This window comes from Enterovibrio baiacu, from assembly GCF_004120195.1.
GTDB lineage: Bacteria > Pseudomonadota > Gammaproteobacteria > Enterobacterales > Vibrionaceae > Enterovibrio > Enterovibrio baiacui.
Window position 1 is genome coordinate 168,382 of sequence record NZ_SCHN01000012.1, and the last position, 25,466, is coordinate 193,847.

Annotated in this window: 27 protein-coding genes; 10 read left to right on the forward strand and 17 right to left on the reverse strand. The window is 50.2% G+C overall.

The genetic code is table 11. The features are described 5' to 3' along the window. Positions 1-5: 5 nt before the first annotated feature. Positions 6-1,262 carry a signal recognition particle-docking protein FtsY gene (ftsY, locus tag EQP46_RS24640; RefSeq protein WP_476729640.1) on the reverse strand — a complete coding sequence of 419 codons (1,257 nt, stop codon included), beginning with the start codon at positions 1,260-1,262 and terminating at the stop codon, positions 6-8. Between the two features lie 846 nt (positions 1,263-2,108). Here ftsY and rsmD point away from each other — a divergent pair. Both rsmD and EQP46_RS14355 read left to right on the forward strand, forming a co-directional pair. Continuing rightward, positions 2,109-2,744: a 16S rRNA (guanine(966)-N(2))-methyltransferase RsmD gene (gene rsmD, locus EQP46_RS14350; protein ID WP_129494312.1), complete on the forward strand. Its 636-nt coding sequence runs from the start codon at positions 2,109-2,111 to the stop codon at positions 2,742-2,744. Continuing rightward, positions 2,741-3,013, forward strand: coding sequence for a DUF1145 domain-containing protein (locus tag EQP46_RS14355; protein ID WP_129494313.1), 273 nt, complete (start codon positions 2,741-2,743; stop codon positions 3,011-3,013). The genes rsmD and EQP46_RS14355 overlap by 4 nt, the downstream gene beginning before the upstream one ends. A gap of 93 nt (positions 3,014-3,106) precedes the next feature. Here EQP46_RS14355 and EQP46_RS14360 read toward each other — a convergent pair whose 3' ends face one another. The 4 genes from EQP46_RS14360 to EQP46_RS14375 form a co-directional block, all read right to left on the reverse strand. Further along, positions 3,107-3,343, reverse strand: coding sequence for a YecH family metal-binding protein (locus EQP46_RS14360; protein ID WP_129494314.1), 237 nt, complete (start codon positions 3,341-3,343; stop codon positions 3,107-3,109). A gap of 89 nt (positions 3,344-3,432) precedes the next feature. Beyond that, positions 3,433-3,744 (reverse strand): putative signal transducing protein, encoded by a 312-nt coding sequence (locus EQP46_RS14365; protein ID WP_129494315.1) that lies wholly within the window; start codon positions 3,742-3,744, stop codon positions 3,433-3,435. A 12-nt stretch (positions 3,745-3,756) separates the two neighbouring features. Further along, positions 3,757-4,383, reverse strand: a complete 627-nt coding sequence (locus EQP46_RS14370; RefSeq protein WP_129494316.1) for a lysoplasmalogenase — start codon at positions 4,381-4,383, stop codon at positions 3,757-3,759. A 274-nt stretch (positions 4,384-4,657) separates the two neighbouring features. Beyond that, the gene (locus EQP46_RS14375; protein WP_017009473.1) at positions 4,658-5,020 is read right to left on the reverse strand and encodes a hypothetical protein; all 363 of its coding nucleotides are present in this window, start codon (positions 5,018-5,020) and stop codon (positions 4,658-4,660) included. A gap of 224 nt (positions 5,021-5,244) precedes the next feature. Here EQP46_RS14375 and EQP46_RS14380 point away from each other — a divergent pair, with 224 nt between their 5' ends. After that, positions 5,245-5,583 carry a DUF2500 domain-containing protein gene (locus EQP46_RS14380; RefSeq protein WP_167482771.1) on the forward strand — a complete coding sequence of 113 codons (339 nt, stop codon included), beginning with the start codon at positions 5,245-5,247 and terminating at the stop codon, positions 5,581-5,583. 82 nt (positions 5,584-5,665) lie between these two features. Here EQP46_RS14380 and EQP46_RS14385 read toward each other — a convergent pair whose 3' ends face one another. After that, positions 5,666-6,667 carry an acyltransferase gene (locus EQP46_RS14385; RefSeq protein WP_129494317.1) on the reverse strand — a complete coding sequence of 334 codons (1,002 nt, stop codon included), beginning with the start codon at positions 6,665-6,667 and terminating at the stop codon, positions 5,666-5,668. A gap of 365 nt (positions 6,668-7,032) precedes the next feature. Between EQP46_RS14385 and EQP46_RS14390 the strand changes: the two genes are divergently transcribed. Continuing rightward, a complete protein-coding gene (locus EQP46_RS14390) occupies positions 7,033-8,052 on the forward strand; it encodes an alpha/beta fold hydrolase (RefSeq protein WP_129494318.1) in 1,020 nt (339 codons plus the stop codon). A gap of 144 nt (positions 8,053-8,196) precedes the next feature. Continuing rightward, positions 8,197-9,003, forward strand: coding sequence for a Cof-type HAD-IIB family hydrolase (locus EQP46_RS14395; protein ID WP_129494319.1), 807 nt, complete (start codon positions 8,197-8,199; stop codon positions 9,001-9,003). A gap of 151 nt (positions 9,004-9,154) precedes the next feature. On the opposite strand, the gene EQP46_RS14400 is transcribed toward EQP46_RS14395, so the two are convergent. Further along, a complete protein-coding gene (locus tag EQP46_RS14400) occupies positions 9,155-9,619 on the reverse strand; it encodes an EVE domain-containing protein (RefSeq protein WP_129494320.1) in 465 nt (154 codons plus the stop codon). 83 nt (positions 9,620-9,702) lie between these two features. Between EQP46_RS14400 and EQP46_RS14405 the strand changes: the two genes are divergently transcribed. From EQP46_RS14405 to EQP46_RS14415, 3 genes are all read left to right on the forward strand, one after another. Further along, positions 9,703-11,256 (forward strand): hypothetical protein, encoded by a 1,554-nt coding sequence (locus EQP46_RS14405; RefSeq protein WP_129494321.1) that lies wholly within the window; start codon positions 9,703-9,705, stop codon positions 11,254-11,256. Positions 11,257-11,333: 77 nt separating this feature from the next. Then, the gene (locus EQP46_RS14410) at positions 11,334-11,963 is read left to right on the forward strand and encodes a tRNA-uridine aminocarboxypropyltransferase (protein WP_129494322.1); all 630 of its coding nucleotides are present in this window, start codon (positions 11,334-11,336) and stop codon (positions 11,961-11,963) included. A 78-nt stretch (positions 11,964-12,041) separates the two neighbouring features. Next, positions 12,042-13,484, forward strand: coding sequence for a coniferyl aldehyde dehydrogenase (locus EQP46_RS14415; RefSeq protein ID WP_129494323.1), 1,443 nt, complete (start codon positions 12,042-12,044; stop codon positions 13,482-13,484). A 66-nt stretch (positions 13,485-13,550) separates the two neighbouring features. Here the strand turns inward: EQP46_RS14415 and EQP46_RS14420 are convergent, their stop codons facing one another. The 5 genes from EQP46_RS14420 to ftnA all read right to left on the reverse strand — a co-directional run bounded on the left by EQP46_RS14420 (position 13,551) and on the right by ftnA (position 18,109). Beyond that, complete coding sequence (locus tag EQP46_RS14420) at positions 13,551-14,438, reverse strand: aldo/keto reductase (RefSeq protein ID WP_129494324.1); 888 nt, start codon at positions 14,436-14,438, stop codon at positions 13,551-13,553. A 159-nt stretch (positions 14,439-14,597) separates the two neighbouring features. Continuing rightward, on the reverse strand, positions 14,598-15,782 hold the full coding sequence (locus tag EQP46_RS14425) for a BaiN/RdsA family NAD(P)/FAD-dependent oxidoreductase (RefSeq protein WP_102309258.1): 1,185 nt from the start codon (positions 15,780-15,782) through the stop codon (positions 14,598-14,600). A gap of 157 nt (positions 15,783-15,939) precedes the next feature. Beyond that, complete coding sequence (locus EQP46_RS14430; RefSeq protein WP_129494325.1) at positions 15,940-17,064, reverse strand: mechanosensitive ion channel family protein; 1,125 nt, start codon at positions 17,062-17,064, stop codon at positions 15,940-15,942. A gap of 113 nt (positions 17,065-17,177) precedes the next feature. Next, positions 17,178-17,519, reverse strand: a complete 342-nt coding sequence (gene uspB, locus EQP46_RS14435) for a universal stress protein UspB (RefSeq protein WP_129494326.1) — start codon at positions 17,517-17,519, stop codon at positions 17,178-17,180. A gap of 62 nt (positions 17,520-17,581) precedes the next feature. After that, positions 17,582-18,109: a non-heme ferritin gene (ftnA, locus tag EQP46_RS14440; protein WP_017009460.1), complete on the reverse strand. Its 528-nt coding sequence runs from the start codon at positions 18,107-18,109 to the stop codon at positions 17,582-17,584. A gap of 287 nt (positions 18,110-18,396) precedes the next feature. Here ftnA and EQP46_RS14445 point away from each other — a divergent pair, with 287 nt between their 5' ends. Together EQP46_RS14445 and EQP46_RS14450 are read left to right on the forward strand one after the other, a co-directional pair. Continuing rightward, positions 18,397-18,822, forward strand: coding sequence for a universal stress protein (locus EQP46_RS14445; RefSeq protein ID WP_129494327.1), 426 nt, complete (start codon positions 18,397-18,399; stop codon positions 18,820-18,822). A 123-nt stretch (positions 18,823-18,945) separates the two neighbouring features. Then, entirely contained in the window at positions 18,946-19,821 is an 876-nt protein-coding gene (locus EQP46_RS14450) for a carboxylate/amino acid/amine transporter (protein WP_129494328.1), read from the forward strand. Between the two features lie 79 nt (positions 19,822-19,900). Here EQP46_RS14450 and fre read toward each other — a convergent pair whose 3' ends face one another. The 5 genes from fre to rho all read right to left on the reverse strand — a co-directional run bounded on the left by fre (position 19,901) and on the right by rho (position 25,308). Continuing rightward, positions 19,901-20,620 carry an NAD(P)H-flavin reductase gene (fre, locus tag EQP46_RS14455; RefSeq protein ID WP_102317662.1) on the reverse strand — a complete coding sequence of 240 codons (720 nt, stop codon included), beginning with the start codon at positions 20,618-20,620 and terminating at the stop codon, positions 19,901-19,903. Next, complete coding sequence (locus EQP46_RS14460) at positions 20,610-20,888, reverse strand: 2Fe-2S iron-sulfur cluster-binding protein (RefSeq protein ID WP_129494329.1); 279 nt, start codon at positions 20,886-20,888, stop codon at positions 20,610-20,612. The genes fre and EQP46_RS14460 overlap by 11 nt, the downstream gene beginning before the upstream one ends. 3 nt (positions 20,889-20,891) lie before the next feature. Next, positions 20,892-22,784, reverse strand: coding sequence for a 4-hydroxy-3-polyprenylbenzoate decarboxylase (gene ubiD, locus EQP46_RS14465; protein ID WP_129494330.1), 1,893 nt, complete (start codon positions 22,782-22,784; stop codon positions 20,892-20,894). Between the two features lie 90 nt (positions 22,785-22,874). Beyond that, positions 22,875-23,873, reverse strand: a complete 999-nt coding sequence (locus tag EQP46_RS14470) for a hypothetical protein (protein WP_240671740.1) — start codon at positions 23,871-23,873, stop codon at positions 22,875-22,877. Between the two features lie 166 nt (positions 23,874-24,039). Continuing rightward, positions 24,040-25,308, reverse strand: a complete 1,269-nt coding sequence (gene rho / locus EQP46_RS14475; RefSeq protein WP_129494331.1) for a transcription termination factor Rho — start codon at positions 25,306-25,308, stop codon at positions 24,040-24,042. Between the last annotated feature and the right edge of the window lie 158 nt (positions 25,309-25,466).

Here is a 25,466-nt window from a genome sequence, read left to right on the forward strand (position 1 = left end):
GCTGATCAATCCTCCTGACTGAATAGTGCTTCGATAAAGTCTTCTGCAACGAACGGTCGTAAATCATCAATCCCTTCACCCACACCGATGTATCGAAGTGGAATATTGAACTGATCGGCAACTGCGAAGATAACGCCACCTTTTGCTGTACCATCAAGCTTGGTCAGGGTGATACCTGAAAGCGGCGCAATGTCGTTGAACAAACGCGCTTGGCTGATGGCGTTCTGCCCTGTACCCGCATCAATGGTCAGCATGATTTCATGCGGCGCATTCGGGTCGAGCTTTTTCATCACGCGAACAATTTTGCGCAGTTCTTCCATCAAGTGTGACTTGTTCTGCAAGCGTCCTGCGGTATCTGCAATCACCACATCCACGTTACGCGCTTTTGCCGCCTCAATAGCATCATAGATAACAGATGCACTGTCTGCGCCAGTATGTTGAGCAATAACAGGAACGTTGTTGCGTTCACCCCAAACTTGAAGCTGTTCAACTGCCGCGGCACGGAATGTGTCACCCGCAGCCAACATCACAGATTTACCTTGCTGTTGGAATTGCTTCGCCAGTTTACCAATGGTGGTGGTTTTACCCACACCATTCACACCAACCATCAGAATAACAAACGGGCCATTCTCGCACTTGGCTTCAAGTGGCTTTTCAACTTTGCTTAAAATCTCGGCCATTTCCTGCTTGAGCAGGCCATAGAGTGCTTCACCGTCTTTCAATTCACGGCGGCTTGCTTTATCTGTCAGGCTATCGATGATTTTGGTGGTGGTATCCATGCCAACGTCTGCGATCAGAAGTTGTTCTTCTAACTCTTCAAACAGTTCATCATCAATTTTCTTGCCGCTGAATAAACCAAAGAACCCTGCACCGATATTCAGCTTGGTCTTCTGAAGACCACGCTTCAAACGTGCAAAAAAGCCTTCTTTCTTTGGCTTTTCTTGTTCTGCGTTCGCTTTCGCTTCTTCTTCAGCCAGCGCTTGCGCGTCAGCTTCTGCTTGCGCTTGGGCTTCCGCTTTCAAGCGTGCTTCTTCCGCCGCTTGCGCTTGGGCCTCTGCTTCCGCTTTCAAGCGTGCTTCTTCGGCGGCTTGCGCTTGCGCCTCTGCTTCCGCTTTCAGGCGAGCTTCTTCCGCTGCTTGCGCTTGAGCCTCTGCGTCCGCTTTCAAGCGTGCTTCTTCGGCTGCTTGCGCTTGGGCCTCGGCTTCCGCTTTCAGGCGTGCTTCTTCCGCCGCTTGGGCTTGCGCCTCTGCTTCCGCTTTCAGACGTGCTTCTTCGGCTGCTTGCGCTTGGGCCTCGGCTTCCGCTTTCAAGCGTGCTTCTTCCGCTGCTTGCGCTTGGGCCTCTGCTTCCGCTTTCAGGCGTGCTTCTTCGGCTGCTTGCGCTTGGGCCTCGGCTTCCGCTTTCAGGCGTGCTTCTTCCGCCGCTTGGGCTTGCGCCTCTGCTTCCGCTTTCAGACGTGCTTCTTCGGCGGCTTGCGCTTGGGCCTCGGCTTCCGCTTTCAGGCGTGCTTCTTCCGCCGCTTGGGCTTGCGCCTCTGCTTCCGCTTTCAGACGTGCTTCTTCGGCGGCTTGCGCTTGGGCCTCGGCTTCCGCCTTCAAACGCGCTTCTTCCGCCGCTTGTGCTTGGGCCTCTGCTTCCGCTTTCAGGCGCGCTTCTTCGGCCGCTTGGGCTTGAGCCTCTGCTTCCGCTTTCAAGCGTGCTTCTTCGGCTGCTTCAGCGTCAGCTTGTGCTTTTGCTTCTGCCTCGGCATGAAGACGTGCCTCTTCTTCAGCACGTGCTTGGGCTTCTGCCTGTTGCTGTTCTTCTTGGTCATCTTTCTTGCGGCCGAAACCCAGCCAGGACATAAATCCGCGTTTCTTTTTTTCTGCCATTGGCAAATCCTAAAGCATGATTGGTACAATCGGCGCGATAACAGCGAGCTGATCAAAAACTGTGAACACTGCGCCTATGAATGCAGTGTGGTAACGAAACACAAACCATTCCTTGCAGCGTAACAAACTCGGCGAAAGTGACCGAAGTCCTTACGTCGTTGACGCGCTAAATAAGGGGAATGCAGAATCGTTACCGAACCGACATATACTAACACCTTCTTGGCGGTCAAAAAATCTATGGTAAGACGTAACCCAAAAAACCCTGCGACACGCAACACGAGCAGGGGCAACAATCCATCTGCATCAACAGGTGGCGGATCCGGTTTTGTCCGTATCATCAGTGGCAAATGGCGTGGCCGTAAGCTTCCCGTGAAAAACGTCGAAGGCCTGCGCCCAACCACTGACCGCGTTAAAGAAACCGTCTTTAACTGGTTGGCGGCCGATCTCTATCAAGCAAAATGCTTAGATGTGTTTGCAGGCAGCGGTGGTTTGGGCCTTGAAGCCTTGTCTCGCCAAGCAGAGCATGTCACCCTGCTGGAACTTGATAAAGGTGCTGCTGATCAAATTAAAATGAATATCAATACGTTGAACGCCGACAATGCCACGGTAGTCAATACTGATGCCTTGAGCTATTTGTCACAGGCAGGGCAGGCTTTTGATGTGGTGTTTATCGATCCGCCGTTTCGCAAAGATTTGCTGTCAGACGTCATCACACGTTTGGAACAAAATGGCTGGCTCAGCCCTAACGCCATGATTTACATCGAGGCGGAAAAAGAATTGGGCGCGATTGATGTACCCCTGCATTGGGACATGATTAAGGAAAAACATGCCGGACAAGTCAGCTTCCGGTTGTATCAGAGAGAGGAAGTATGAACGCACTCATCTTATTAGCAAAAGCCGCCATCGGCTTTGTTTGGCTCGTATTGTTCACCAATATTGTCTACCCATTCCCCGGCGTTGCCGCGATGGCACTTTACATCATGACCGCATTCTTATTCTGTATGCACGGTCTTCAAATGCTGATTTTCATCGGTGCGTTTGGCGACAAAGTGAACATGACGCGTTGGGAAAAGTGGTCAATTCTCTTTTTCGGGATTTTCGCACTGCTCGGTATTCGCCAAAAATACATGATTGGTAAGTAAGTACTAACCTTCATTTTTCATCCGTATTTTCCTGATGTCAAAAAGGCCTCGTTCGAGGCCTTTTCTATTTCAGAAGTGTATTAATACATTCACTCAGTGCTGACAGACTCGCGCTGCGTTCACCAACAAGGTGCCAGACTGCTCAATGATTTTCTTGCGTCGATGGAGAAACACCAAAACTTCACTGAACAGCAAATCTTGCTGGCTACACGTATGAAATCTTGCTGTCGCACCCCACTGCTCTGTCACCCATTGGGTAAGGTCAAGCTCTGACATTGGTGCAGTGCTGAGGTGGTTTAGGATTTGGTGAACATGAACAGAAGATGACATTTTCGCTCCACACGTTGTCTGACGGTCTGGTCTCTACACGCATGGAATCACATTTATTCACTGAATAAGTTGATGTGGCACAAGCTCAATCAGGTTTCACCTCGAGGTGTATTACACTGCCAGCACACTTCAAAACTCCCGCCGTTCTCTTCTTGGCAATGTGAACAATGCCAGACCGTTTCACTTTGCTCCTCATAGGCTTCAAGTGCTTGGCGCGCTTTGTCTTCTTGCAGGGCATCCACCCACAGCGTCACCGCCACAATATCAGGTGGAAGCTCACCAGCAGCACTGGATAGCGACTCCCCTTTGAGCATCACTTCAATGCCTTGCGATCCCAACATGCCTTTTAAGCTGTGTGCTTCTAACGCGTTGGCGGCGCTATAAACCTGAACCCATGACATAAACACACTTCCTTACAGCGAAAGCACGGAGGCTGTGATCAGCCCTTGCGCACAAAAATAGGTCGTCATAACAAGAAGAACAGACGCTTTAAATGGCCCTTTGAATCGCTCAAATGCCAAGATGGTATCGGACATCATAAACAACAACGCACCGCCAAAGGCATAGGCCGCAGGCTGTGTACCCGCATTCATCCAAAACTCACCCGCTCCCCATGCCATTTGCGCGATAACGGCAATGTAAATACCCACAGGGATGAGCAATGCGCCAAGGTTTGGCAGCAGCAATAAGAAAACAATGACGCTGGCAGCCCCAATCAAAGAAGGTAACCACCACACCATCGACCCTTCAAAGCTTTGCCAGAACGCGACGCTGTAGATGATATGCGCCACGAGAAAGCTCAACAAACCGGGAATGAAGCGGTCTTTTGGCAGCATTAAAAACACATCGCCAAACAGTGAAAACAGCAAGCCTGCCAAGATCAGATAGGTATACCCGTTTGGCTCTCCGCCAAAAACGGCAATAAGCATCATCAACGCGATCGTTAATGGCTTAAAAAGATAAAATTGCCAGCGCGGTCCTTTATAGGCGGCATTGATATGCAGCACCCCTGAACAACAAACGGCCAACCAACTCAGCATGTTTTCATTCCCTTAAAATCAAGCCAACCAAGTCTAGAGATGACATAAAGAAAGTCCACCGTACACCTCTCAGAAAGCGAACAACACATCAAAAGCCAAAATCAGCCCCACATTGAGGGACAGCTCATACCCTTTAGGATCCGCGCCTTGCTCTACCCAAGTCCCCCCACGGGAAGCACGAGATTTCAACTCTATTAGGCATCAGACAATAAAAAAGCAGGCTCCTTTAACGGGCCTGCTTTCGTTTGTTTGTATTCATTAGGATGGAACGCGACTAACTGCCGACAATGTGTCGCCAGTTTTCGATATAGAACCATACCGCGCCCGCTGTGACGGCGAAAATGAGGAAAAAAGCCATTCGCCAAATCATTCGATTACTGCGAGGCTGCAATTCTTTTTCGCACTGCTTGCAGGCAGAAACAAACCCACGCATGTCATCCACTTCGTAGCCATCTTCATGCACAGCTTTATTTCGGACGGTTGCAACAAACCTAAGTTTCGCAATCACGTCATGGGGTAAGCGCTCTTGGCAGCTCGATACCAGCTCATGAAGCCCACGGCCTTGAGCGTGGTAATGCTCCTTGAGCAGCCGTTCTAAACGACGACTATTTCTCACTACGACAGCAATATCATCCATGCTGACCTCCTTGGGCGTCGGGTCTCATACCCTTTATACCTTCATTTCATTAGCTTACGTCAATTCGACGGAAATGAGAAAATCCTTTAACTTCGTTTACATTCACTGCAACGACTGACTATATGAGTGCGATTGATCACGAAACCAATTGCACTAAGGTTTGCACGGGTAGAGTCTGAAGTAGACTCATGCTCGACTTCTTCAGGCCGGAACAGGAGAACACCGTGCCAATTTCTTTGATTTTACTCTTAGTTGCGTTGGCCGTGATTTCGACAGTGTATTTTTTCCTGTCGTTTCAAAAACACTCTCTCGGCAAAGGCGCAGAAGAGCGCGCCATTGATATCCGCATCTTAGACAAACAGTCTGTTGCGCTGCCTTCTCCAGAGCAGCACGAAGATCCAGAAGAGTATTGGATCTACGTTCAGCCTTTGGCTGGCGGCCCTAAGCGCGAATTCCAAGTGGGCGTTCATTACTACCATGCACTTCAGCCGGGTGATTGCGGCACATTGACCTACAAAGGGTTACAGTTCCTGCATTTCGCAAAGCTACAACGCGTCGATTAATGCCACACGGCAACATCACCCTAAAACGCGGAGACGAAGGTTTCCGCGTTTTTATTTTAGCGCCGCCACAGGCCGTTTTGCCTTATGGCACCAGCCATGCCGTCCACCGCGATGACGAGAGCACGCGGCTTGTCCAATAGGACAACACAAACACCACTAACGTCACTAATGGAATGGTCAGCCATGCCATATCAAACGTGCCACCCCATTCACGAATAGGCCACAAGAAAATCGGATGAATGAGATAAATCCCCAAAGATTGACGGCTTAATGCGACGAGACGTTGCTGACGCTTTGGTGAAATCCGTTCAGCCCAATGTTTACAAAGGCCAAATACCATGGCTGCGATCAGCACGGTGTTGATGGTTTTATAAGAGAACCACCCCGCGCTGGTGTATCTACCTTGCAATGCACTCTGGCTAAGCGCCGTGTATTCCGTGGCGACGAGCGCGAGAAGCCCAGTAAAGAGCAGCCCTTTGATTGGAATATCATTTCGATGAAGCGCCAATCCCAGCAGCAAATACCCGCCATAAAGCAGTAAATCTTCCACTATCCCTAAATTCAAACCCGCTAAGCGAAACGTACAAAGCGCAATCCACACCCCAAGCAAGGTATTAAAGTAACGCGGGTCTTGGTGCTGAGCCGCAGGCCTAAGCAAGGGAATAACGACATACAGCGGCAGAAAATAGTAGAAAAAGCCGAGGTGATAATAGGTTTCTTGCTGCGGAAACGCCGTTAGTCGCGCGATCGTTTCAGTCCAATTGACACCGTCTAACGAAACCGCCGCCAGCAGCCCATAAAACAAGGACCAAATAAGAAAGGGCACAAACACCTTCATGACCCGACGACGGACAAAGTATGACGCTGAAAATGGCCGAGTGTCCGATAGCATTAATGCACCTGTGATCATGATAAATACAGGCACAGCCCATCGACTTGCGCCGTTGATCAACACCGCGGATACCCAATCAGAATCAGGGATCTGCCCTAACAAGTGACGATAGGGGCCAAGGACATGAATGGCGATCACAGCAACGGCAGCCACAACACGAAGTAGCTCAACATAGAAGATTTTTTTCTGCATCTCTCTACTCTACCGCGAGTCTCCTTTCGTTACCTCTTCCTCCCACAAAAATACTGTCATTTTTTAAGCAAATTACGCTTGCCCCAATCGCTTTTTGATAAGAAATCCATGCCGTGGCATTTTTCCTGTTTTATCGATAGATATGTCAGAAAGATACCGACCAGATACCGAGACCTAGCGAATAAACGTGGGCTGTGACTTCTACTCAACTGGTTGAGTAAATAAACGAGAAGCGGCATAAAAATAGTCAAACAGTCGGCCTATGCCGGCTGTTTTCTTTTATTGATTGCCAACTCTATGGCACAAACGCAGGGCAGAAATGACGACACATGATATGCTAAATAAAAACCCCGACGGGATTAGACATGGTAATTGAACACCCTTTTTTATTTACTCGCGAATCTGAGCTTACAGACGCCATGGAAGCGTCTATTGGGCCATTTTGGGCATCGCGTCAGCAGGGACAGTTCATAGGTAAAGACGGACTGCGCTTGCAGTGGTGCGCTTTTACATCGCCTGAGCACACCAAAGCCATTGTTGTGGTAAACGGCCGAATTGAGTGCACAGAAAAATACCAAGAAGTTTTCTACGACCTGTTTCAACAGGGGTATGACGTTTACAGCTACGATCACCGCGGCCAAGGTATCAGCCACCGTTTGGTGACAGGCAGCGATATCGGACATGTTGTTGAGTTCAACGACTACGTGGACGACCTCGAAGCCTTCATTGATAACGTGGTGACGCAAAAAGTCCACCAGCAGCGCATGATTTTGGCGCATTCCATGGGAGGCGCGATCGCCACCTTGTATGCAGCGCGTAAACCTGCGGCCATTGATGCCATGGCGCTGAGTGCCCCTATGCTTGGGATAAACCTTTCGCCCTTGCTACGTGCAACCGCAAAGCCTCTGTGCCGTGTGCTTTCTCAGTTGCAGCACCCTGCAGGGTTTGCACCCGGTCAGGTGCCGTACTGGGCAAAACCGTTCAAACATAACCTGCTCACGCAGTCTGAAGCGCGTTATCAGTGGTTCAGAGAGCTGTATGAAGAAAACGAGACAGTGCAAGTCGGCGGCCCAAGTGCGCAGTGGATTTGGCAAAGCATGACCTCTTGCGAGCATGCGGTGAGCCTTGCGAAAGACATCGACATGCCTATTTTGATGATGCAGGCCGCCCGCGATGAAATCGTGTGTAACGAGACCATGTTCCGTTTCTACCGCGACAGACAAGCGTCAGGTCAGCCGATTCAATTCCAAATCGTGCCAGAGTCACGTCACGAGCTGCTGTTTGAACGTGATGAGATCCGCGACAAAGCACTGACGTATGTACTGACCTTCTTCCGCGCGCAACAGCCCGATCAAGAAACCGCGCCTCTTGAGCAAACGGCCTAACAGTGTTGCCGCAAACCACCGCACGATATGACGGTTATTTCGACTAAACAGGAAAAAATAACCGTCACTTTGATCCCTTTTCTTTATCTCCACCTTGGATACACTGGTTAGGTTAAGAACATCTTCTCTCCTACCGAGGTTTCCATGTACAAAATCGTTGCGTCTGACCTTGACGGCACACTGCTGACACCCGACCACAAAATCGCCCCTTATACTCGCGACGTCCTTCAACGTCTTCACAACAAAGGCGAACACTTTGTTTTTGCGACTGGTCGTCACCACATTGATGTTGCCAGCATCCGCAAGAACGTGGGCATCCCAGCCTTCATGATCACCTCAAACGGCGCACGCGTGCATGACGCTGACGACAACCTCGTATTCAGCCGTAATGTAGACCCAGAGTTGGTTGCTGAACTGATCAAGATGGTGAAAGACGACGAAACCGTCACCATTCACATCTACCGTGAAAACGACTGGTTGCTAAACCGTGTTGATGAAGATCTGGCTAAATACCACAAAGAATCAGGCTTCAGCTTCACTGAGTTCGACCCAGAAAACCCGCCGTTAGAAGACATTGCGAAGGTTTTCTTTATTCGTCACGACCATGACTATCTAACGAATTACGAAAAAACCTTCACAGAGAAATTTGGCGACCAAGTTAGCGTCGCGTTCTCGACGCCATTCTGCTTAGAAGTTATGGCAGCGGGCGTATCGAAAGGTGAAGCATTGAAAGCTGTTGCAGAGCTGAAAGGCTTTAGCTTGGATGAATGCATCGCATTCGGTGACGGCATGAACGACGTTGAGATGCTCAGTGCGGCGAAGAAAGGTTTGATCATGGAAACCGCGCACCCACGCGTAAAAGCAACATTACCAGACAACGAAGTTATCGGCAGTCATGCAGATGAAGCCGTTGCACGCTACTTAGAGAAACACCTGCTGAACGTGGAATAAGGCCCGCGTAAGCGCCGCGCAATTTGACGATGGAACACGCGACGCAATCAGCAAACAAAAAGAGCGTGATTAAAAGGCAGCCATTCCCCCGCTGCCTTTTTCTTTGCCCGCCCATTTCTTGCGTCGATAGCGACAACCTCAGCGGAACAACTCAACGCCCTTTGCTTTCAGACATGGCGATGATTTCATGCCATTGCGATTCCGTCAGCGGCATAATACTCAGGCGGTTGCCGCGCTTTACCAAGGGCATCTCTTCCAACGCAGGGTTCGCTTTGATTCGCGCCAGCGACACATAATTGAGGTGTTGGCGGTAAGCGACATCTACCATGATCCAGCGCGGATTATCCGGTGCGCTTTTCGGGTCGAAGTAGTGGCTTTCAGGATCAAACTGAAAATGATCGGGATACGCCTCTTTCACCACTTCCGCAATACCAACGACGCCCACATCCTTACAGGAGGAGTGGTAAATAAACGCCTGATCGCCCACTTTCATGCCATCACGCATCATGTTTCGCGCCTGATAATTGCGCACACCTTCCCAGCAAGAGACCTTTTGCTGTTTTAAGGTGTCTATAGAAAAAGTGTCAGGCTCGGTTTTTAGTAGCCAGTACGCCATAATTTCCCCGTAAACGATCCATTGATTAATCGGTGACTCACGGTTTTAACCCGTAACGAAAACAAAGAGAAGAGGAATCTCCCTTGTTGACCCAATATCGACAACGTCTCCACCTGCTCGGCAGCCTATCTGTGATCAGCTTGCTGTCAGCCTGTAGTTTATCGCCTTCTGAACCTGTTGAACTGGGTAATTCCGACCAGCTCGAGCAAGCTGCACAAACCGCGCCTTCCCATGTCGCCGCCACGCCACAGCGCTTTATGTTGCGCGGCAATGTCACGCTAGGCCACGAAGTCAGCGCCATTTCCCCTTGTGGCAGCAAAAACCAATATTGGCTTGAACTGGACGCGAACCTCGCACAAAAAGGCACCATGATGACGCCAAGTCCTTACGCCAGTATTTATGGTGAAGTGATTGGTGAATTTGTTCAACCCGCCTCTGACGGCTTTGCTGCCGACTACCCTGCAGTATTTAAAGTCAGCCAGCTAAATCTAATTTCTGCTGAAATAGATGGCTGTAAGCAAACACGAAACAACACCGTCGCCGCTGGCAATGAGCCGTCATGGTCAGTGTCTATTGATGGCAATACACTCAATTTTAACCCACTTGGCGGCACGCCTGAGCGCTTCACCTTGTCAGATCGCACTATCACACCCACCTCGCGCACCTACACCGCAAATGGCGCGACCTTGACGCTGAACGCCAACATCTGTAACGACACCATGAGCGACAGCTTGTATGGCTGGACAGCCACCTTTGATAAAAACGGGAAAGTCTTCAAGGGCTGCGCAACCTTGTCTGCCGATGACCCAACACAAACGTGGGTCGGCGATTATCAAGGCATAACGCGTCTGGGTAGCATCGCGCTCAGCACCACCCTCACGTTAAACGCCGATCATTCAGCAAAAACCACCTACCAAGAAGCGGGCGAATCCCCCATTGAGGAAACCGGGGTTTGGCAGCAAGTGAATGATCGCGAAGTCCATGTCATGATGACACGTCATCAAGGACGTTTTTTGGTCAGCGAACGCGTATTTACCCGCAACGGTTTTTCACTGCACACCGACAGCGAAGTGGTAAGCGGCCGAAAATACAGCCTTGGCAAAGAAGGGCTGAGCCTTTCTCTGATGGTTGGCAATCATGCTGAAGCCCGCGATGCATCGGTTAAAAATGGAATTAACGGCTCAGCGACACCCAATTCGAAGGTAGATGCAGCGTTAAAAGCCTATTTGGGCGATGCACTCGATAAAATCGAACCCACAAGGTATCGCTGGCTGACACAAGATCTGAACCAAGATGGACAAGACGAATTGCTCGTGATGACCGATTGGTGTGGCAGTGGCGGGTGTACTTTACTGGTGTTCGCCAACAACAAGGGGGACTGGCAGTTCAACAGCCGTGTCACGCTGGTGCACTTGCCATTTCAAATGAGCAATGTCACCAGCCAAGGTTGGCACAACCTGATCATGCCGGTGGGCGGCGGTGGCGCGAAACCTGCAACCCATGTGCTCGAATTTAACGGTCAACGCTACCCTGGCAATCCATCGACCGCCCCCGAGGTCAGCAAGCCAGACAGCGCCGACACCTACTTGTTTGCCGACGGTATTTACCCTGCACGAGAAGGCGTAACATTACAATAAACGCGCAACGATGCCGCCAATAACCCAGTGTTGATGGCGGCATATTCACATGAAACATGAGCCTGACTGAGGAACACATGGCGCCATCAACACATTCACCACAAACAAAACCCGCACCGTGTTCTGGTTGTGGCTTTCACTACAACTGCCTGTGTGACGCAGTGCCAAGACTCGACAGCCAAGTGCGTATTGATCTATTAATGCACGAAACAGAAACCGAACGCGCCACCAACACAGGGCAATTGCTTGAAGCCTGCTTGCCCCATTGTCGCCGCCATGTTTGGCAACGGAAAGATCCCCCGATCGAATTGCTGACCTTGCTGGCCGATCCTGCCGCAGAACCTGTATTGGTTTTTTTAAGCGACGATGCCGTGCCACTCGAGCAGATCACAACGCGTCGCCGCTCTAAACCAGAAGCCAAGCCCATCCACTTCATCATTTTGGACGCGACATGGCAGCAGGCGAAGAAAATGCGCAATAAGAGCCCGTGGCTGCAAGACATTCCCACCGTGGTCCTACCCTCAGGTTTGGTGACGGAATACAGCTTACGACGCAACCAGCCCGAGGGTGCGCTATGTACCTGCGAAGTCGGTATTGTTTTGATGAAGGCGATGGGTGAAGAAGAAAATGCAGAGAAAGTAGACCAATACTTTCATCACTTTATGGACACGTTTGACGCCGACAGACAACACAAATCCGTGCGGTAGTCAGTGGTCTGACGCTTGCCTTTGTGCTGGTCTGACCTTAATGTTAGAAGATGGTGTCTGCAAAAGGGAAATGCACACATGGGCGTGGTATCAATGGCAAGTATGGTTCCTGTTGAACAGCAAATCTCGGCGTTAGAAACGCAGTTTGCAACCTTGTTTGAGCACAGTAACGTCAATCCTGATGTGGCGTATGAAGATCGTATTCATGATCTCAATAAGCTGCAAAAAGCACTCAAACAACACTACAAAGCACTCGTTGACGCCCTGTCTCAAGACTATGGCCACCGCAGCGACACAGACACGCTGATTGCAGATATCCTGCCGTGCTTTCAAATGCTGCGCTACACCAAGCGCAAGCTCAAACGCTGGATGCGCCCTTCTTCTCGCTCAACGGGCTTATTGCTCACACCAGCCTCCGTGAAAGTTCACTACCAACCGCTGGGGGTGGTGGGCATTGTTGTACCGTGGAATTTTCCGGTGACACTCAGCATTATTCCGCTGATGACAGCCATTGCCGCGGGTAACCGCGTGATGCTCAAACTCAGCGAATTCACACCCAACACCAATCTCGTCATCAAAGCCATGCTCGGCGATGCATTCCCGGCGGAACAAGTGAGCGTGATTGATGGAGAAGCGGCCGTTGCCAGTGCCTTCTGTAAACTGCCGTTCGATCACCTGCTCTTTACCGGCTCAACGGAAGTGGGCAAAAAAGTCATGGAGGCCGCGTCAGCAAACCTTACCCCTGTCACCCTAGAACTCGGCGGTAAATCGCCAGTGATTGTCGCACCAGACATCGACCCCGCCCTTGCTGCAGACCGCATGCTATTTGGTAAAAACCTCAATGCTGGGCAAATCTGCGTCGCACCAGACTTCGTGTTTGTTCCCGAAGACTCGCTCGAACCTTTTGTCGAAGCGTTGCGCGCAAAGTGGCAAGCGGCCTACCCCAAAGGCATTAACAGCAAAGACAGAACCGCCATCATTAACGACCGCCAGTTCTCTCGCCTTGAGTCTTTAATTGATACCTCAAGGGAAAGCGGCGCAACCGTCATCCATCTTGCGGAACCTGCCATCGACCGTGGCACGCGAAAAATGGCACTGCACCTTGTCATTAACCCACCAGCAGACAGTGCCGTGATGCAGCAAGAAATCTTCGGCCCAATTTTGCCGATCATCACCTACAAAGATGTGCACGACGTGGTTAGCACCTTGCACCGCCAACCGCGCCCGCTCGCGCTGTATGTAATGACGTTCGATAAAGATTTTCAGCAACACGTTATCAAACACACCCACTCAGGCTCACTGGCCATCAATGACACCGTGGTGCATGTGGCTGTGGACGATGCGCCCTTCGGTGGCGTTGGCGCATCAGGCATGGGCAGCTATTACGGCATCGAAGGGTTTCGTACGTTCAGCCATGCCAAAACCGTCTTCACGCGTGGGAAAATCAATCCGGGCAAACTGCTCACGCCACCGTATGGCAAGTGGTGGCAGAAACTGATGTTGAAGACTTTTTTACGCTAGTCAGACACGAAAAAGGCGCTATCCGCGCCTTTTTGCTCTCTCTTTATGGGTATCCCAAAAACGCGTTTACTTCACGCCATGCCCCACGGCGGCAGACCACACTTGATACCACTGTTCTCTTGTCAGTCTAATATCGCGTGCGTTAACCAAAGGACGAATGTTCTCAATCTTGCCAGAGCCGGTAATGATTTGCGGCTGACTTGGCAGGGTCAGTACCCATGCATAAATAAGCTCAGCCAGCGAAGACACGCCAACGTCTTCCATTAAACCGCTTAAGTCCTGCGTCAGCCTTTGGGTCACGACATCCGTCTTATCAAACAAACGTCCGCCGCCCAAGCAAGACCAAATCATAGGACGAATGCGGTGCTGATAGCATTGGTCGAGCAAGCCATTGTCCAGCGCGCTGGTTTCAAACGGCGAAAACTCAATTTGGTTCGTGACGAGCGGTACATCTAAGGTACTTTGTAGCAAAGAAAACTGCGCGGTATTGAAGTTCGACACACCAAACTGCTTCACTTTTCCCTGTGCTTTTAGCGTATTGAATGCATCGTTTACGGCATCAACATCCATCAAATAATCAGGGCGATGTAGCAACAAGGTATCAACGTAATCGGTGCCGAGCGCCTTCAATGAGTGATCGACTGACGCTAGGATAGTCGCTTTGCTCGAGTCATAGTGGTTCACTGACGTCGCATCAAGTGGGTTGTCACCCACGCCACGAATACCGCACTTGGTGATGATATTGATGTTCTCTCGAAGGTTTGGAGAGAGGGACAATGCTTGCCCAAATGCCGTTTCGCTGCGATACACATAGGCGTGGTCGAAATCTTTCACGTCGATCTCGACAAGCTGCTCGATAAATCGATTTAGCGCTTGGGTAGAATACCCCCACGCGTTAGTACGCCAAAAACCCGCAATAATCGATGCGTTATCATCTTTCGTGTTTGCACTCATTGAACCGTTCCCTAAACTTGCACAAGTCTCGAGAGATTAACGATTTCCTGACTATGCGCAACAAAAGCACAGCATTGCGTGCGTTACATCCCTCATAAACGCAAAAAGCCATGACATGTCATGGCTTTATAAAATGCTTCACTGGGTACGCCAAAGCGCTTAAACGTGCTGACCCGCCACCCAGCCAGAGCTCCACGCCCATTGGAAGTTATAGCCCCCTAACCAGCCCGATACATCCATCACTTCACCGACAAAATACAGGCCAGCAATATTTTTGACCTCCATGGTTTTCGATGATAGCTCGTCAGTGTCTACGCCGCCCAACGTCACTTCCGCGGTGCGGTAGCCTTCTGTGCCATTCGGTGCGATGTTCCAAGCATGGAAGTAGTCTGACAACGATTGAATGTCTTTCGGGTTGAGCTGTTTAAGTGGTTTGTCTTCAATATCTCCACGCGTAATCAAGGCTTCAATCAAACGCTTTGGCAGCAGGCGAGACAAACTGTTCTTCAAGCTTTGTGCCGGGTGTTTGTCACGCATGGCGTTGAGCGTGTCAGCCAAATCCAGATCAGGTAACAGGTTTACGGCGACTTTTTCGCCTGGGTTCCAATATGAGCTGATTTGCAATACCACAGGGCCAGACAAGCCTCGGTGAGTGAAAAGCAGGTTTTCTTTAAAGGTGACGCCACTGTCAGAGGTGATCACTACAGGAATCGCGATACCAGATAAATCAGAAAATGCCGCTTTATCTTTGTCGTGCAGCGTGAAAGGCACCAGACCTGCGGTGGTTGGGATACGTTTCAGGCCAAACTGCTCTGCGATGTGGTAACCAAACGGGGTCGCTCCGAGCTTAGGCATCGACAAGCCTCCCGTCGCCACCACCAGCGATTGGCATGCAATCGTGTCGGTATCTAACTTCAACGTGAAGCCATCGTCTGTTTTTTCGATGTCATGAACATCACAACGGTAGCGTTGCTCTACATTCGGAAGATCGCATTCTTTAAGCAGCATTTCGACGATGTCTTTCGCCGAATCGATGCAGAACAGCTGACCATGCTCGCGCTCTTCCCATGCGATGCCGTGTTCGTTCACCATGGAGAAGAAGTCCCATTGGCTGTATTGCGCCAATGCAGATTTTGCGAAGTGCGGATTGCGACAAACAAAGTTGGCCGAGGTGACATCATAGTTAGTGAAGTTACAGCGACCGCCCCCTGAGATCAGGATTTTGCGTCCCGGCTTTTTGCCGTTATCGACCACCAATACGGAGCGACCACGCTTTCCAGCCTGCGCAGCACACATAAGGCCCGCAGCACCTGCACCAATGATCACGACATCAACTTGCTTCATTTTTACGCTCTTCGCTTTGCATACCAAAGGTGGGGAATGCCACCGCTTGCTGCTTATAAATAGGGCGGCATTGTAGCCGCCCTGTTCGCATTGAGCCAGACCCAGATAAGCACCTTATGGTTGACTTGGTCTTGCCTACCTCTGGTCTACCCCTGGCCTAGTCTTGGTTTGGCGTCGCATTCAATTGCTCAGGCAATGGAATGTTTGCCTCTGCCATATCACCGTTGTCGAAGCTCAATGTGCGCGTCGGGAACGCGAAATCAGCGCCATGTCCATGAACAATCTCTACAATCTTGAGCATCACGTCTTGCTTCACTTCGTGGTATCTCGCCCAATTCACGGTTTTGGTGAAGGTATAGATAAAGAAGTTCAGCGACGAACCTGCAAAGGCATCGAAGTTCACCATCAGTGTTGTACGCTGTTCGATGTCCGGATGGGTTTCGAGCATTTTCTTCACGTCAGCAACCACCACCGCCATTTTGTCTGCGTCTTTGTAGCGCAGGCCAAACGTTTCATTGATGCGGCGATGCTGCATACGAGACGGATTTTGCACCACGATGCTGCTGAACACGGAGTTCGGTACATAGATAGGTCGGCTTTCAAAGGAGCGGATCATGGTCATGCGCATACCAATACGTTCCACCGTACCTTCAATGTTTCTGTCCGGCGAACTGATCCAATCACCCACGCTAAATGGGCGATCGAAGTAAATCATCAAACCACCGAAGAAGTTCGACAAGAGATCTTTGGCCGCCAAACCGACGATTAAGCCCCCTACGCCACCAAAGGTCAGTAAGCCTGTCAGGCTAATACCAAACTCTTGCAGCGCCGTCAGCACGCCGATAACGGCGAGCAATAAGCGGAAGATGTGCCCCATGGCAGACACTGTGGTTTGGTCACGGGTTTCGGACGTCATCAGGTAGGCTTCAACCTTGTTGACCAACCGCAGCAAAATCCAGAGCACTACGCCAAAGAGCATGACGCGACGAGAAACAGCAAACCAATTTGCGCTGGCTTTACTCGTCACTTCCAGCAGGCTATCGATGGCATAGCTCGACGGCCACAACCAAATCAGCACACTGATCGGCACACTCACCGATTGCAACACAATGGTGTCCCACTCCGTTTTCGTGGTTTTCGAAACCGACACCAATTTGCCAAACACCACCTTCCACACCAGCCAAGAAAATGCCGCCGCGGCGAGTAGAAGTGCAATATGTTCTAACCAGTTCCAGTTAAGGCCTTCAGAACTGGTTCGCCACCATGCCAAGAAGTGATCCACAGAAATCTCCATTACATCAGATAGGTATATCTAGGTTGCTCTTAGAATGGGAGGGTAACAAAAAAAACGCTAACCTCGGTCAGCGTTTTTTTAAGACATGCGTGAAGTAACCGTTATAAACCAGCGAACGCCACAAAAAAGAGTGAAATAACCAAAGCGAGTACAAGGGCGGTCGAAAGGATAAACAGGTGTCGGACTTTATTGCACTTGGCAATAAACGCGTCGTCGTGATGATGGAGGTATTCTTGGCTTCGAATGTAGTGATAAAGCCGCTTCTGCCGGCTAATGTCGCCTTGCGAAGAGAAGAAGTTATTGTTGCCGCGGTGCATTTGCTGGTAGAGCAACGGATTGGCTTCGCGCATCATGCCGAGCAGCGCGCGCAGTGAACTGAAATAGCGCAGAATGTTTGCCAGTGTCACGAAAAAAATCGCAATAATTAATGCGTCTCCGCTCATGGTGTCATCTCCCATCATAAACTTCAGCGGGAGCCCAAGGCGAAGACGCTAGCGATCAGGTCTTAAGCCGCTGGGCTATCCATCACAGAAGTGGATTCTTGTTTGGCCATTTCTGCCAAATCTTTATCAATGAAGAACAGGGCTTTTCCGTCTTCCCCTACGAGTTCAATCTTGTCCAAGATCCCTTTGAAGAGTTTCTCTTCTTCATGTTGCTCTGCGACATACCACTGCAGGAAATTGAATGTTGAGTAATCCTGCGATGTGAATGCCACATGCGCCAAATGATTAATCCTTTGTGTGATCAGTTGTTCGTGTTGGTAGGTTTCACGGAACACTTCACCTAACGACTCAAACTGATGGCGCGGCGCTTCAATCGTGCCCAAAATCGGCAATGCGCCCGTCTCGCTTACGTACGTAAATAGACGTTGCATATGCTCCATTTCTTCTACGGCATGCTTGCGCAAAAACTGAGCTGCACCTTCGAAACCTTTGTCTTCACACCAGGCGCTCATTTGTAAGTATAGATTTGATGAAAAAAACTCCAAATTAATCTGTGCATTGAGCTGGTCGATCATCGGTTTTGCTAACATGCTATGGTTCCCTGTTTTCAATCTAATATATCCAAACAACCTGAAGATGCTCGATGTTAGAAGTCTGAATATTCTCAATTCTTCGAGGCAAATTCTTGTAGTGATGATTATTCTCCCTGCCTGATGGTCACTTTTCAACCCCATTAATGTTGGAGGAGTATAAACTTCCGTTATGCGCTTCAGCAGTGAGATCTACACGACAGTCTTGCCGCCGAGACAGTGCTAATTTCTGATCAGGTTTCAATGTTTTCCCACCCCAAAAAGGGGCTGACTTTAGGAGTGAGGCCATGGGCTATAAACACATTTTGGTTGCCGTCGATCTCTCTGCCGACAGTGAAGTGTTGGTGCAAAAAGGTGCTGCATTGGCTGCACCGCTCGGGGCAAAGCTGTCCTTGATTCATATCGACGTAAACTACGCTCAGCTCTACACCGGCCTGATTGATATCAACATGGTTGAAGTGCGCCATCGCATGGCGGAAGAAGCGCAAGCACAGCTGAATGTGCTCGCCAAACAATCGGGTATTCCCGTCACCCACACGTTTGTGGGCAGTGGCGATTTGGCGGATGAGATCACCGAATCGATTTCTAACTTCGGCATCGATTTGGTGATTTGCGGACACCATCAAGATTTCTGGAGCACCTTGATTTCCTCCGCTAAGCAGCTCATTAATCGCACCCCTGTCGATATGCTCATGGTGCCGCTGCCAAGCTAAGTCTTCACCAAGACGCGGTTCACTCGCGCCTTCCTTGCTGCTCATCCGTCCAGACTGACGTTACCGACACGTTGCCGTGATATACAGTACAATAGCGGCAACTTTCACGGACATGAGCACATTATGGGATACCTTTCGTTCATCACCCTTCTCTGGGCATTTTCGTTTAGTCTAATTGGCGTTTACCTCGCCGGGCAGGTTGATGGTTACTTTTCAGTGGTCAGTCGCGTTGCGCTCGCCGCCTTAGTGTTTCTCCCTTTCTTGCGATTAAAGGGCATTCCAAAAACCTTGATGCTTAAACTGATGGTGATTGGTGCGATCCAACTGGGCTTGATGTACTGCTTCTACTACCAATCTTTCCTCTACCTCTCTGTGCCTGAGGTGCTGCTGTTCACCGTGTTCACACCGGTTTATGTCACCCTGACTTACGACATCATGCATCGCCGTTTTTCACCGTGGTACTTGATGACCGCCCTACTGGCGGTGATCGGGGCAATTGTGATTAAGTTTGCCTCAGTGAACCCGAACTTTATGCTGGGCTTCTTGGTCGTTCAGGGCGCAAACCTCTGCTTCGCGATCGGTCAGGTGAGTTACAAAGTCGTGATGGAAAGATCGCAGGTCGATGTACCGCAACACACAATTTTCGGCCTGTTTTATCTCGGCGCTCTCTGCATCGCGGTGCCAGCATTTTTGCTGTTGGGCAACCCAGAGAAATTACCGACAGAAACCCACCAGTGGCTCATTCTGGCGTACCTCGGCACGGTGGCTTCAGGGTTGGGGTATTTCCTTTGGAACAAAGGCGCAACCATGGTGAACGCTGGCGCGCTCGCGGTGATGAACAATGTGCTCGTGCCTGCTGGCATCGTGGTGAACGTGTTGATTTGGAACCGCGATGCGGATTTAGTGACCTTATCAATTGGTGGCGCGGTGATTTTGCTTTCGCTGTGGATCAATGAAACCTGGGTGAAGAAAAAGATCATGGCAACCTCTGCGGCGTAACGCCCGCAGATCACCGATCTGAAGACATAAAAAAACACCGCCAATTGGCGGTGTTTTTCAATTCAAAGAGGGACGCGAATCAAAGAAACGCAAACGCATCTGCAAACAAATGGTCACGTTCTGCGCCGCGTTCATTACAGAACATTTCACGCGCTGCACCAGCCATTTCAAAACGCCCTGCAATGTAAACGTCGTAAGCTGACAATGACACGAAATCCGTCATCACGGCTTCCAACACATTGCCGACCTTGCCGTTCCACCCTTCCGGTGCGTTCTCAACGACAGGAATGTAGTTCAGTTGACTGTTTTTCAACGCCAGTGCTTCCATTTCATCATTGGAGTAAAGCTGGCTTAGGTCACGACCGCCCCAGTAAAGGAAAATGGGCTGCGAGAAGTTTTGGCTCAGACAGTGATCAACCATGCTGCGCACGTAAGAAAAGCCTGTGCCGCCCGCAATCAAAATCAGCGGACGTTGGCGCTCTTCACGCAACCATGCATCACCATGCGGCGCTTCAATCAAAAAAGAATCGTCGCCTTTCTCTAGCGTGGCTTTCGCCGCGGTGACCACGTCGAGCGCGTAAGCATTTTCTTCTGCTGCACCGATGTGCAATTCAAGCTCATGGCCGTTTTGACGGCATGGGCTGCTCGCAATCGAGAATGGGCGCTTGTCTTTTTCACCCAGCACTGCCAACAGGTATTGTCCGGCTTTGTAGCTCACCGGCGCTGCTGGCTTCAATAAAATTCGATACGTGTTATTGGTCAGTGACGACACTGACGTAACTTCACATTTAATAGTCATCGCTTTCCTCAAAACTAACCACCAGATCACTGCATGGTATGGCTTGGCAGGCAAATATCCAGCCTTGTTGTTTCTCTTGCTCTGTGAGCATGGGCTCAAGGTGATAATTCACTTCACCTTCTTGCAAACGGCATAAGCAACTTGCACAAGCACCGATCTGACAACGGTTAGGAAATGGTACACCAGCGTCGAGCGCACCTTGTAATAATGTCTTGTTTTCAGGCACCTCAAAGTGGGTACCAGCGGGCAACAGGTGTACCACAAACATGCCTTAAATACCCAACTTGCCCCAGATTTCATCAACCTTTGCGACGATTTCCGGATCTTTTGAAATTGGTGTCCCCCACTCTCGCGTGGATTCTCCCGGCCATTTATTGGTGGCATCTAATCCCATTTTAGACCCGACCTTGCTAGGCAGCGACGAATTCTCAAGGACGTCATCAGGCGTGTTGTCGACCATCAGGGTATCACGGGATGGATCCATTCGGGTGGTAATCGCCCAAATCACATCGTTCCAATCACGAATATCCACATCATCATGATCAAACACCATCACGAAATGAATGTCTGCAACCTGTTCAAATTCAGACCAAATCCCTTTCATAATGCGTGGCCCATCGCCGAGTGCGGATTTGTTGATGGTCACCAGCGCCATGCGATTTGCCGCCGCTTCCGCGGGTAGATGAAAATCAACAATCTCAGGGAATGCCGCTTTCAGAGCGCGAACACTGGCTTCAACATCTTCCGCATCAGGCTCGATGTCAGACACGTGTGCAGAATTGGCCAACTCAGCATCCCATTTGATGGTGGCATCTAGCCCCATTTTGGAGCCAAGCCCCACCACCGGAGACGCAAAATCGAGGGAATCGATGGGCGTATTCTCAATCATCACGGTATCGCGCTTTGGATCCATACGGGTCGTCATCGCGTTGACCACACTGCCCCAATCACGGGTGTTCACGTCTTCATCCACCACAATCACGTACTTGGTGTACATAAACTGACGAAGGAAAGACCACACACCCATCATCACGCGCTTGGCATGCCCTGGGTATTGCTTCTTCATGCTCACGACCGCCATGCGGTATGAGCACCCTTCAGGGGGCAGATAAAAATCCACAATCTCGGGGAACTGCTTTTGAAGAATCGGCACAAACACTTCATTAAGCGCGACGCCCAATACCGCTGGCTCATCCGGTGGGCGGCCTGTATAGGTACTGTGATAGATAGGTTTCTCACGCATGGTGATGTGCGTGATGGTGAACACGTGGTGGCTTTCCACTTCGTTGTAGTAGCCCGTGTGATCGCCATAAGGGCCTTCATCTGCGTACTCGGTTGGGTCAATGTACCCTTCCATCACGATTTCCGCACTTGCTGGCACGTCGAGTGAATTGCTGATGCTTTTCACCACTTCGGTCTTACTACCGCGCAGTAAGCCCGCAAAGGCGTATTCAGACAAGGTATCCGGCACAGGTGTGACCGCGCCAAGAATGGTGGCAGGGTCTGCACCAAACGCGACTGAAACAGGGAAAGGTTCGCCCGGGTGGGTTTCCATCCAATCACGTAAATCTAGCGCACCGCCGCGGTGAGCCAGCCATCGCATGATGACTTTGTTCTTGGCGATCTTTTGTTGGCGATAAATACCGAGGTTTTGGCGTTTCTTGTTCGGCCCTTTGGTGACGGTTAACCCCCACGTCAGCAGCGGTGCGACATCATCCGGCCAGCAACTCATCACGGGGATTTTGTCGAGATCAACGTCATCGCCGGTCCACACAATGTCCTGACACGCGGCTTTACGCAGCTTTTTGGCCGGCATGTTCAGCACTTGTCGAAACACGGGCAATTTATCGAGCGCGTCTTTGAAGCCTTTCGGTGGTTCAGGCTCTTTCAGGTAAGCCAAGAGCTTTCCGACTTCACGAAGCTCTTTCACTTCGTCCCGTCCCATGCCCATTGCAACGCGCTTCGGCGTCCCAAACAAATTGGCAAGAACAGGTATGTCGTACCCAATGGGATTTTCAAACAGCAATGCAGGGCCACCAGCGCGCAGCACGCGGTCGGCAATTTCTGTCATTTCCTGATCAGGACTCACAGGCTGTGCAATGCGTTTTAGCTCACCGACAGATTCCAAATAGTCGATGAACTTACGTAAGTCAGTAAATTTCATAACCTTCCCGGGCGGGGTGTGATGGATTGATTATAACGAGATGACCAAGGCGTATCAGTGTCCAATATACTGAAATACGCACATTTTGGATTACTCCTTGGCGAGGTCGATGCCTTTTTCAATGTTTCTGTGCGTGACACCCGACGTTGTTTCTAACGCCTCCTCAAGCCACGGTGTATGCCCTTTTTTGGCCACCATTAACGCGACAGCTTTGCCTCGCTGTCTGTCACTTATCTGTTTCAGCAAGAAGGCTTTCACCTCATCCGGCAAGGGCTTTAAGCCAGCCAATTGACGGGTAGCGACATTACGAAGCAACGGGTTCACACTGGCCGCTATCATCTGGGTAATCTTGGCTTGGGTCATGGGCGGCATATTCAGGTGCTGAAGCTCGGTCAAGCTATGTGCATCCGTCCGGCGTCGCCATAACAATTCATACAATGCCGGATTGCCGCTTTTGCGCGCCAATGCGCCAAGCACAGCATTGTCAGGGATCCACACGATGTTTTTGTCGTTGAGATAGAGCGCGACAAGCTTGTCGACATTTTCTGACGTCATCCGCGCAATCATGTCCACCAAGGCATCGCGTCGCAATGGGTAATCGGACGAGGTGAATGATAGCCACTTCGACAGCATCAATTGGTTGTAGCCAAGCAACCGACGCACTTCGTCTTGCAGCAATTTTACTTCCCAGTGGTTCAGTACCCAGCGCGCTTCACCCGCATAGTTAAATGCAGGAATAGTGACCCAATAGCCATCACCCTGGCTTTTTAACAAATACTGCGGCTGTTGATGACTGATTTTGACAAGAAACTTCTCCCGTTCAGGTGTCATGCTGTCAAAGCTGGCTGCGCGTCGAGCCAGAACCATCAAGGCTTCTTCTCGGATAAGTAGAGGGACAGTGGCGAGGTAGGTGTCGAGCTTATCAAATTCATTCGCATCAAAGATGCGCGTTGCTTCCATCACTGACTGAACGGCTTTGGGGCTTGCCATGGAATCAGACACATCGCAGGGAGAAACCACGATCGCGCGCGTTGCACTTGAAAGTAAGCACAAAGCGAAGGCGAACAGTATTGCGAAGAAACGTTTCATCCCAGAATCCTGTATCAACACATCCCAATATGTTGATTATCTCGTTGCTTAGCTCAATTCTGAGGATGAATCTCACTTTTGGCAACTGATAAGGTTGTTAGCAAATATGTTTAAGATGCAAAAAAGCACCGCTAAGCGGTGCTTTTCTTCTTAAAACAAGGCGTCGTTATGATTTTTGACGGCGCATTGCTTCAAAGAATTCATCGTTGGTTTTGGTCATGGCCAACTTATCAATGAGGAATTCCATGCCTTCGATTTCGCCCATAGGGTGAACAATCTTACGCAGGATCCACATTTTCTGTAGCTCGTCTGCTTTAGTAAGCAGTTCTTCACGACGCGTACCAGAGCGAGTGAAGTCGATAGCTGGGAAGACACGCTTCTCTGCAATCTTACGAGATAGGTGCAGTTCCATGTTACCTGTACCTTTAAATTCTTCGTAGATTACTTCATCCATCTTCGAGCCAGTATCAACCAACGCCGTTGCGATGATGGTCAAGCTACCACCTTCTTCAACGTTACGTGCAGCACCGAAGAAACGCTTAGGACGGTGCAGTGCGTTCGCATCCACACCACCGGTCAGTACTTTGCCTGAGCTTGGTACCACGGTGTTGTATGCACGTGCCAGACGCGTAATGGAATCCAGAAGGATAACCACATCTTTCTTGTGTTCAACAAGGCGTTTTGCTTTTTCGATAACCATTTCCGCAACTTGTACGTGACGGCTTGCTGGTTCATCGAACGTTGATGCAATCACTTCACCTTTAACAAGGCGCTGCATCTCGGTCACTTCTTCTGGACGTTCGTCGATAAGAAGTACCATCAGCTCACACTCAGGGTGGTTGTAAGCAATGCTCTGCGCGATGTTTTGCAGCAACATGGTTTTACCGGCTTTCGGTGGGGCAACGATCAGACCACGTTGACCCTTACCGATTGGCGATGCCAAATCCAGCACACGTGCTGTGATATCTTCGGTAGAACCGTTACCACGCTCCATCACCATACGCTCGTTGGCGTGCAGTGGCGTCAGGTTTTCAAACAGGATCTTGTTACGGGCATTGTCAGGTTTGTCGTGGTTAACTTCGTTCACTTTCAAAAGTGCGAAGTAACGCTCGCCGTCTTTAGGCGGACGGATTTTACCTGAAATGGTGTCACCGGTACGTAGGTTGAAACGGCGAATTTGGCTTGGCGATACGTAAATATCGTCAGGACCCGCAAGGTAAGAGCTGTCTGCGCTACGCAGGAAGCCAAAACCGTCCTGAAGAATTTCCAGCACGCCGTTTCCAAAAATATCTTCGCCGCCTTTCGCATGTTGCTTCAAAATCGCAAAGATAATGTCTTGTTTACGGAGGCGGGCGAGATTCTCAAGGCCCATAGTCTTTTCGCCTAAGGCGACCAGCTCAGATACGGCCTGATTCTTCAGTTCGGTAAGATTCATAGTGGTAGGTGTCTTGTCAGTCAAAGTTGAGGTCTGATTTAATTAGAGTGTATGTGATCACGGGTGTGAACGAGAAATGAACAGATGAACAATTTACGTGCAATAAATTAGCACCAGAATAGTAAACTGTCTAGCAGATGGAAGAATTAAGCCGCGTC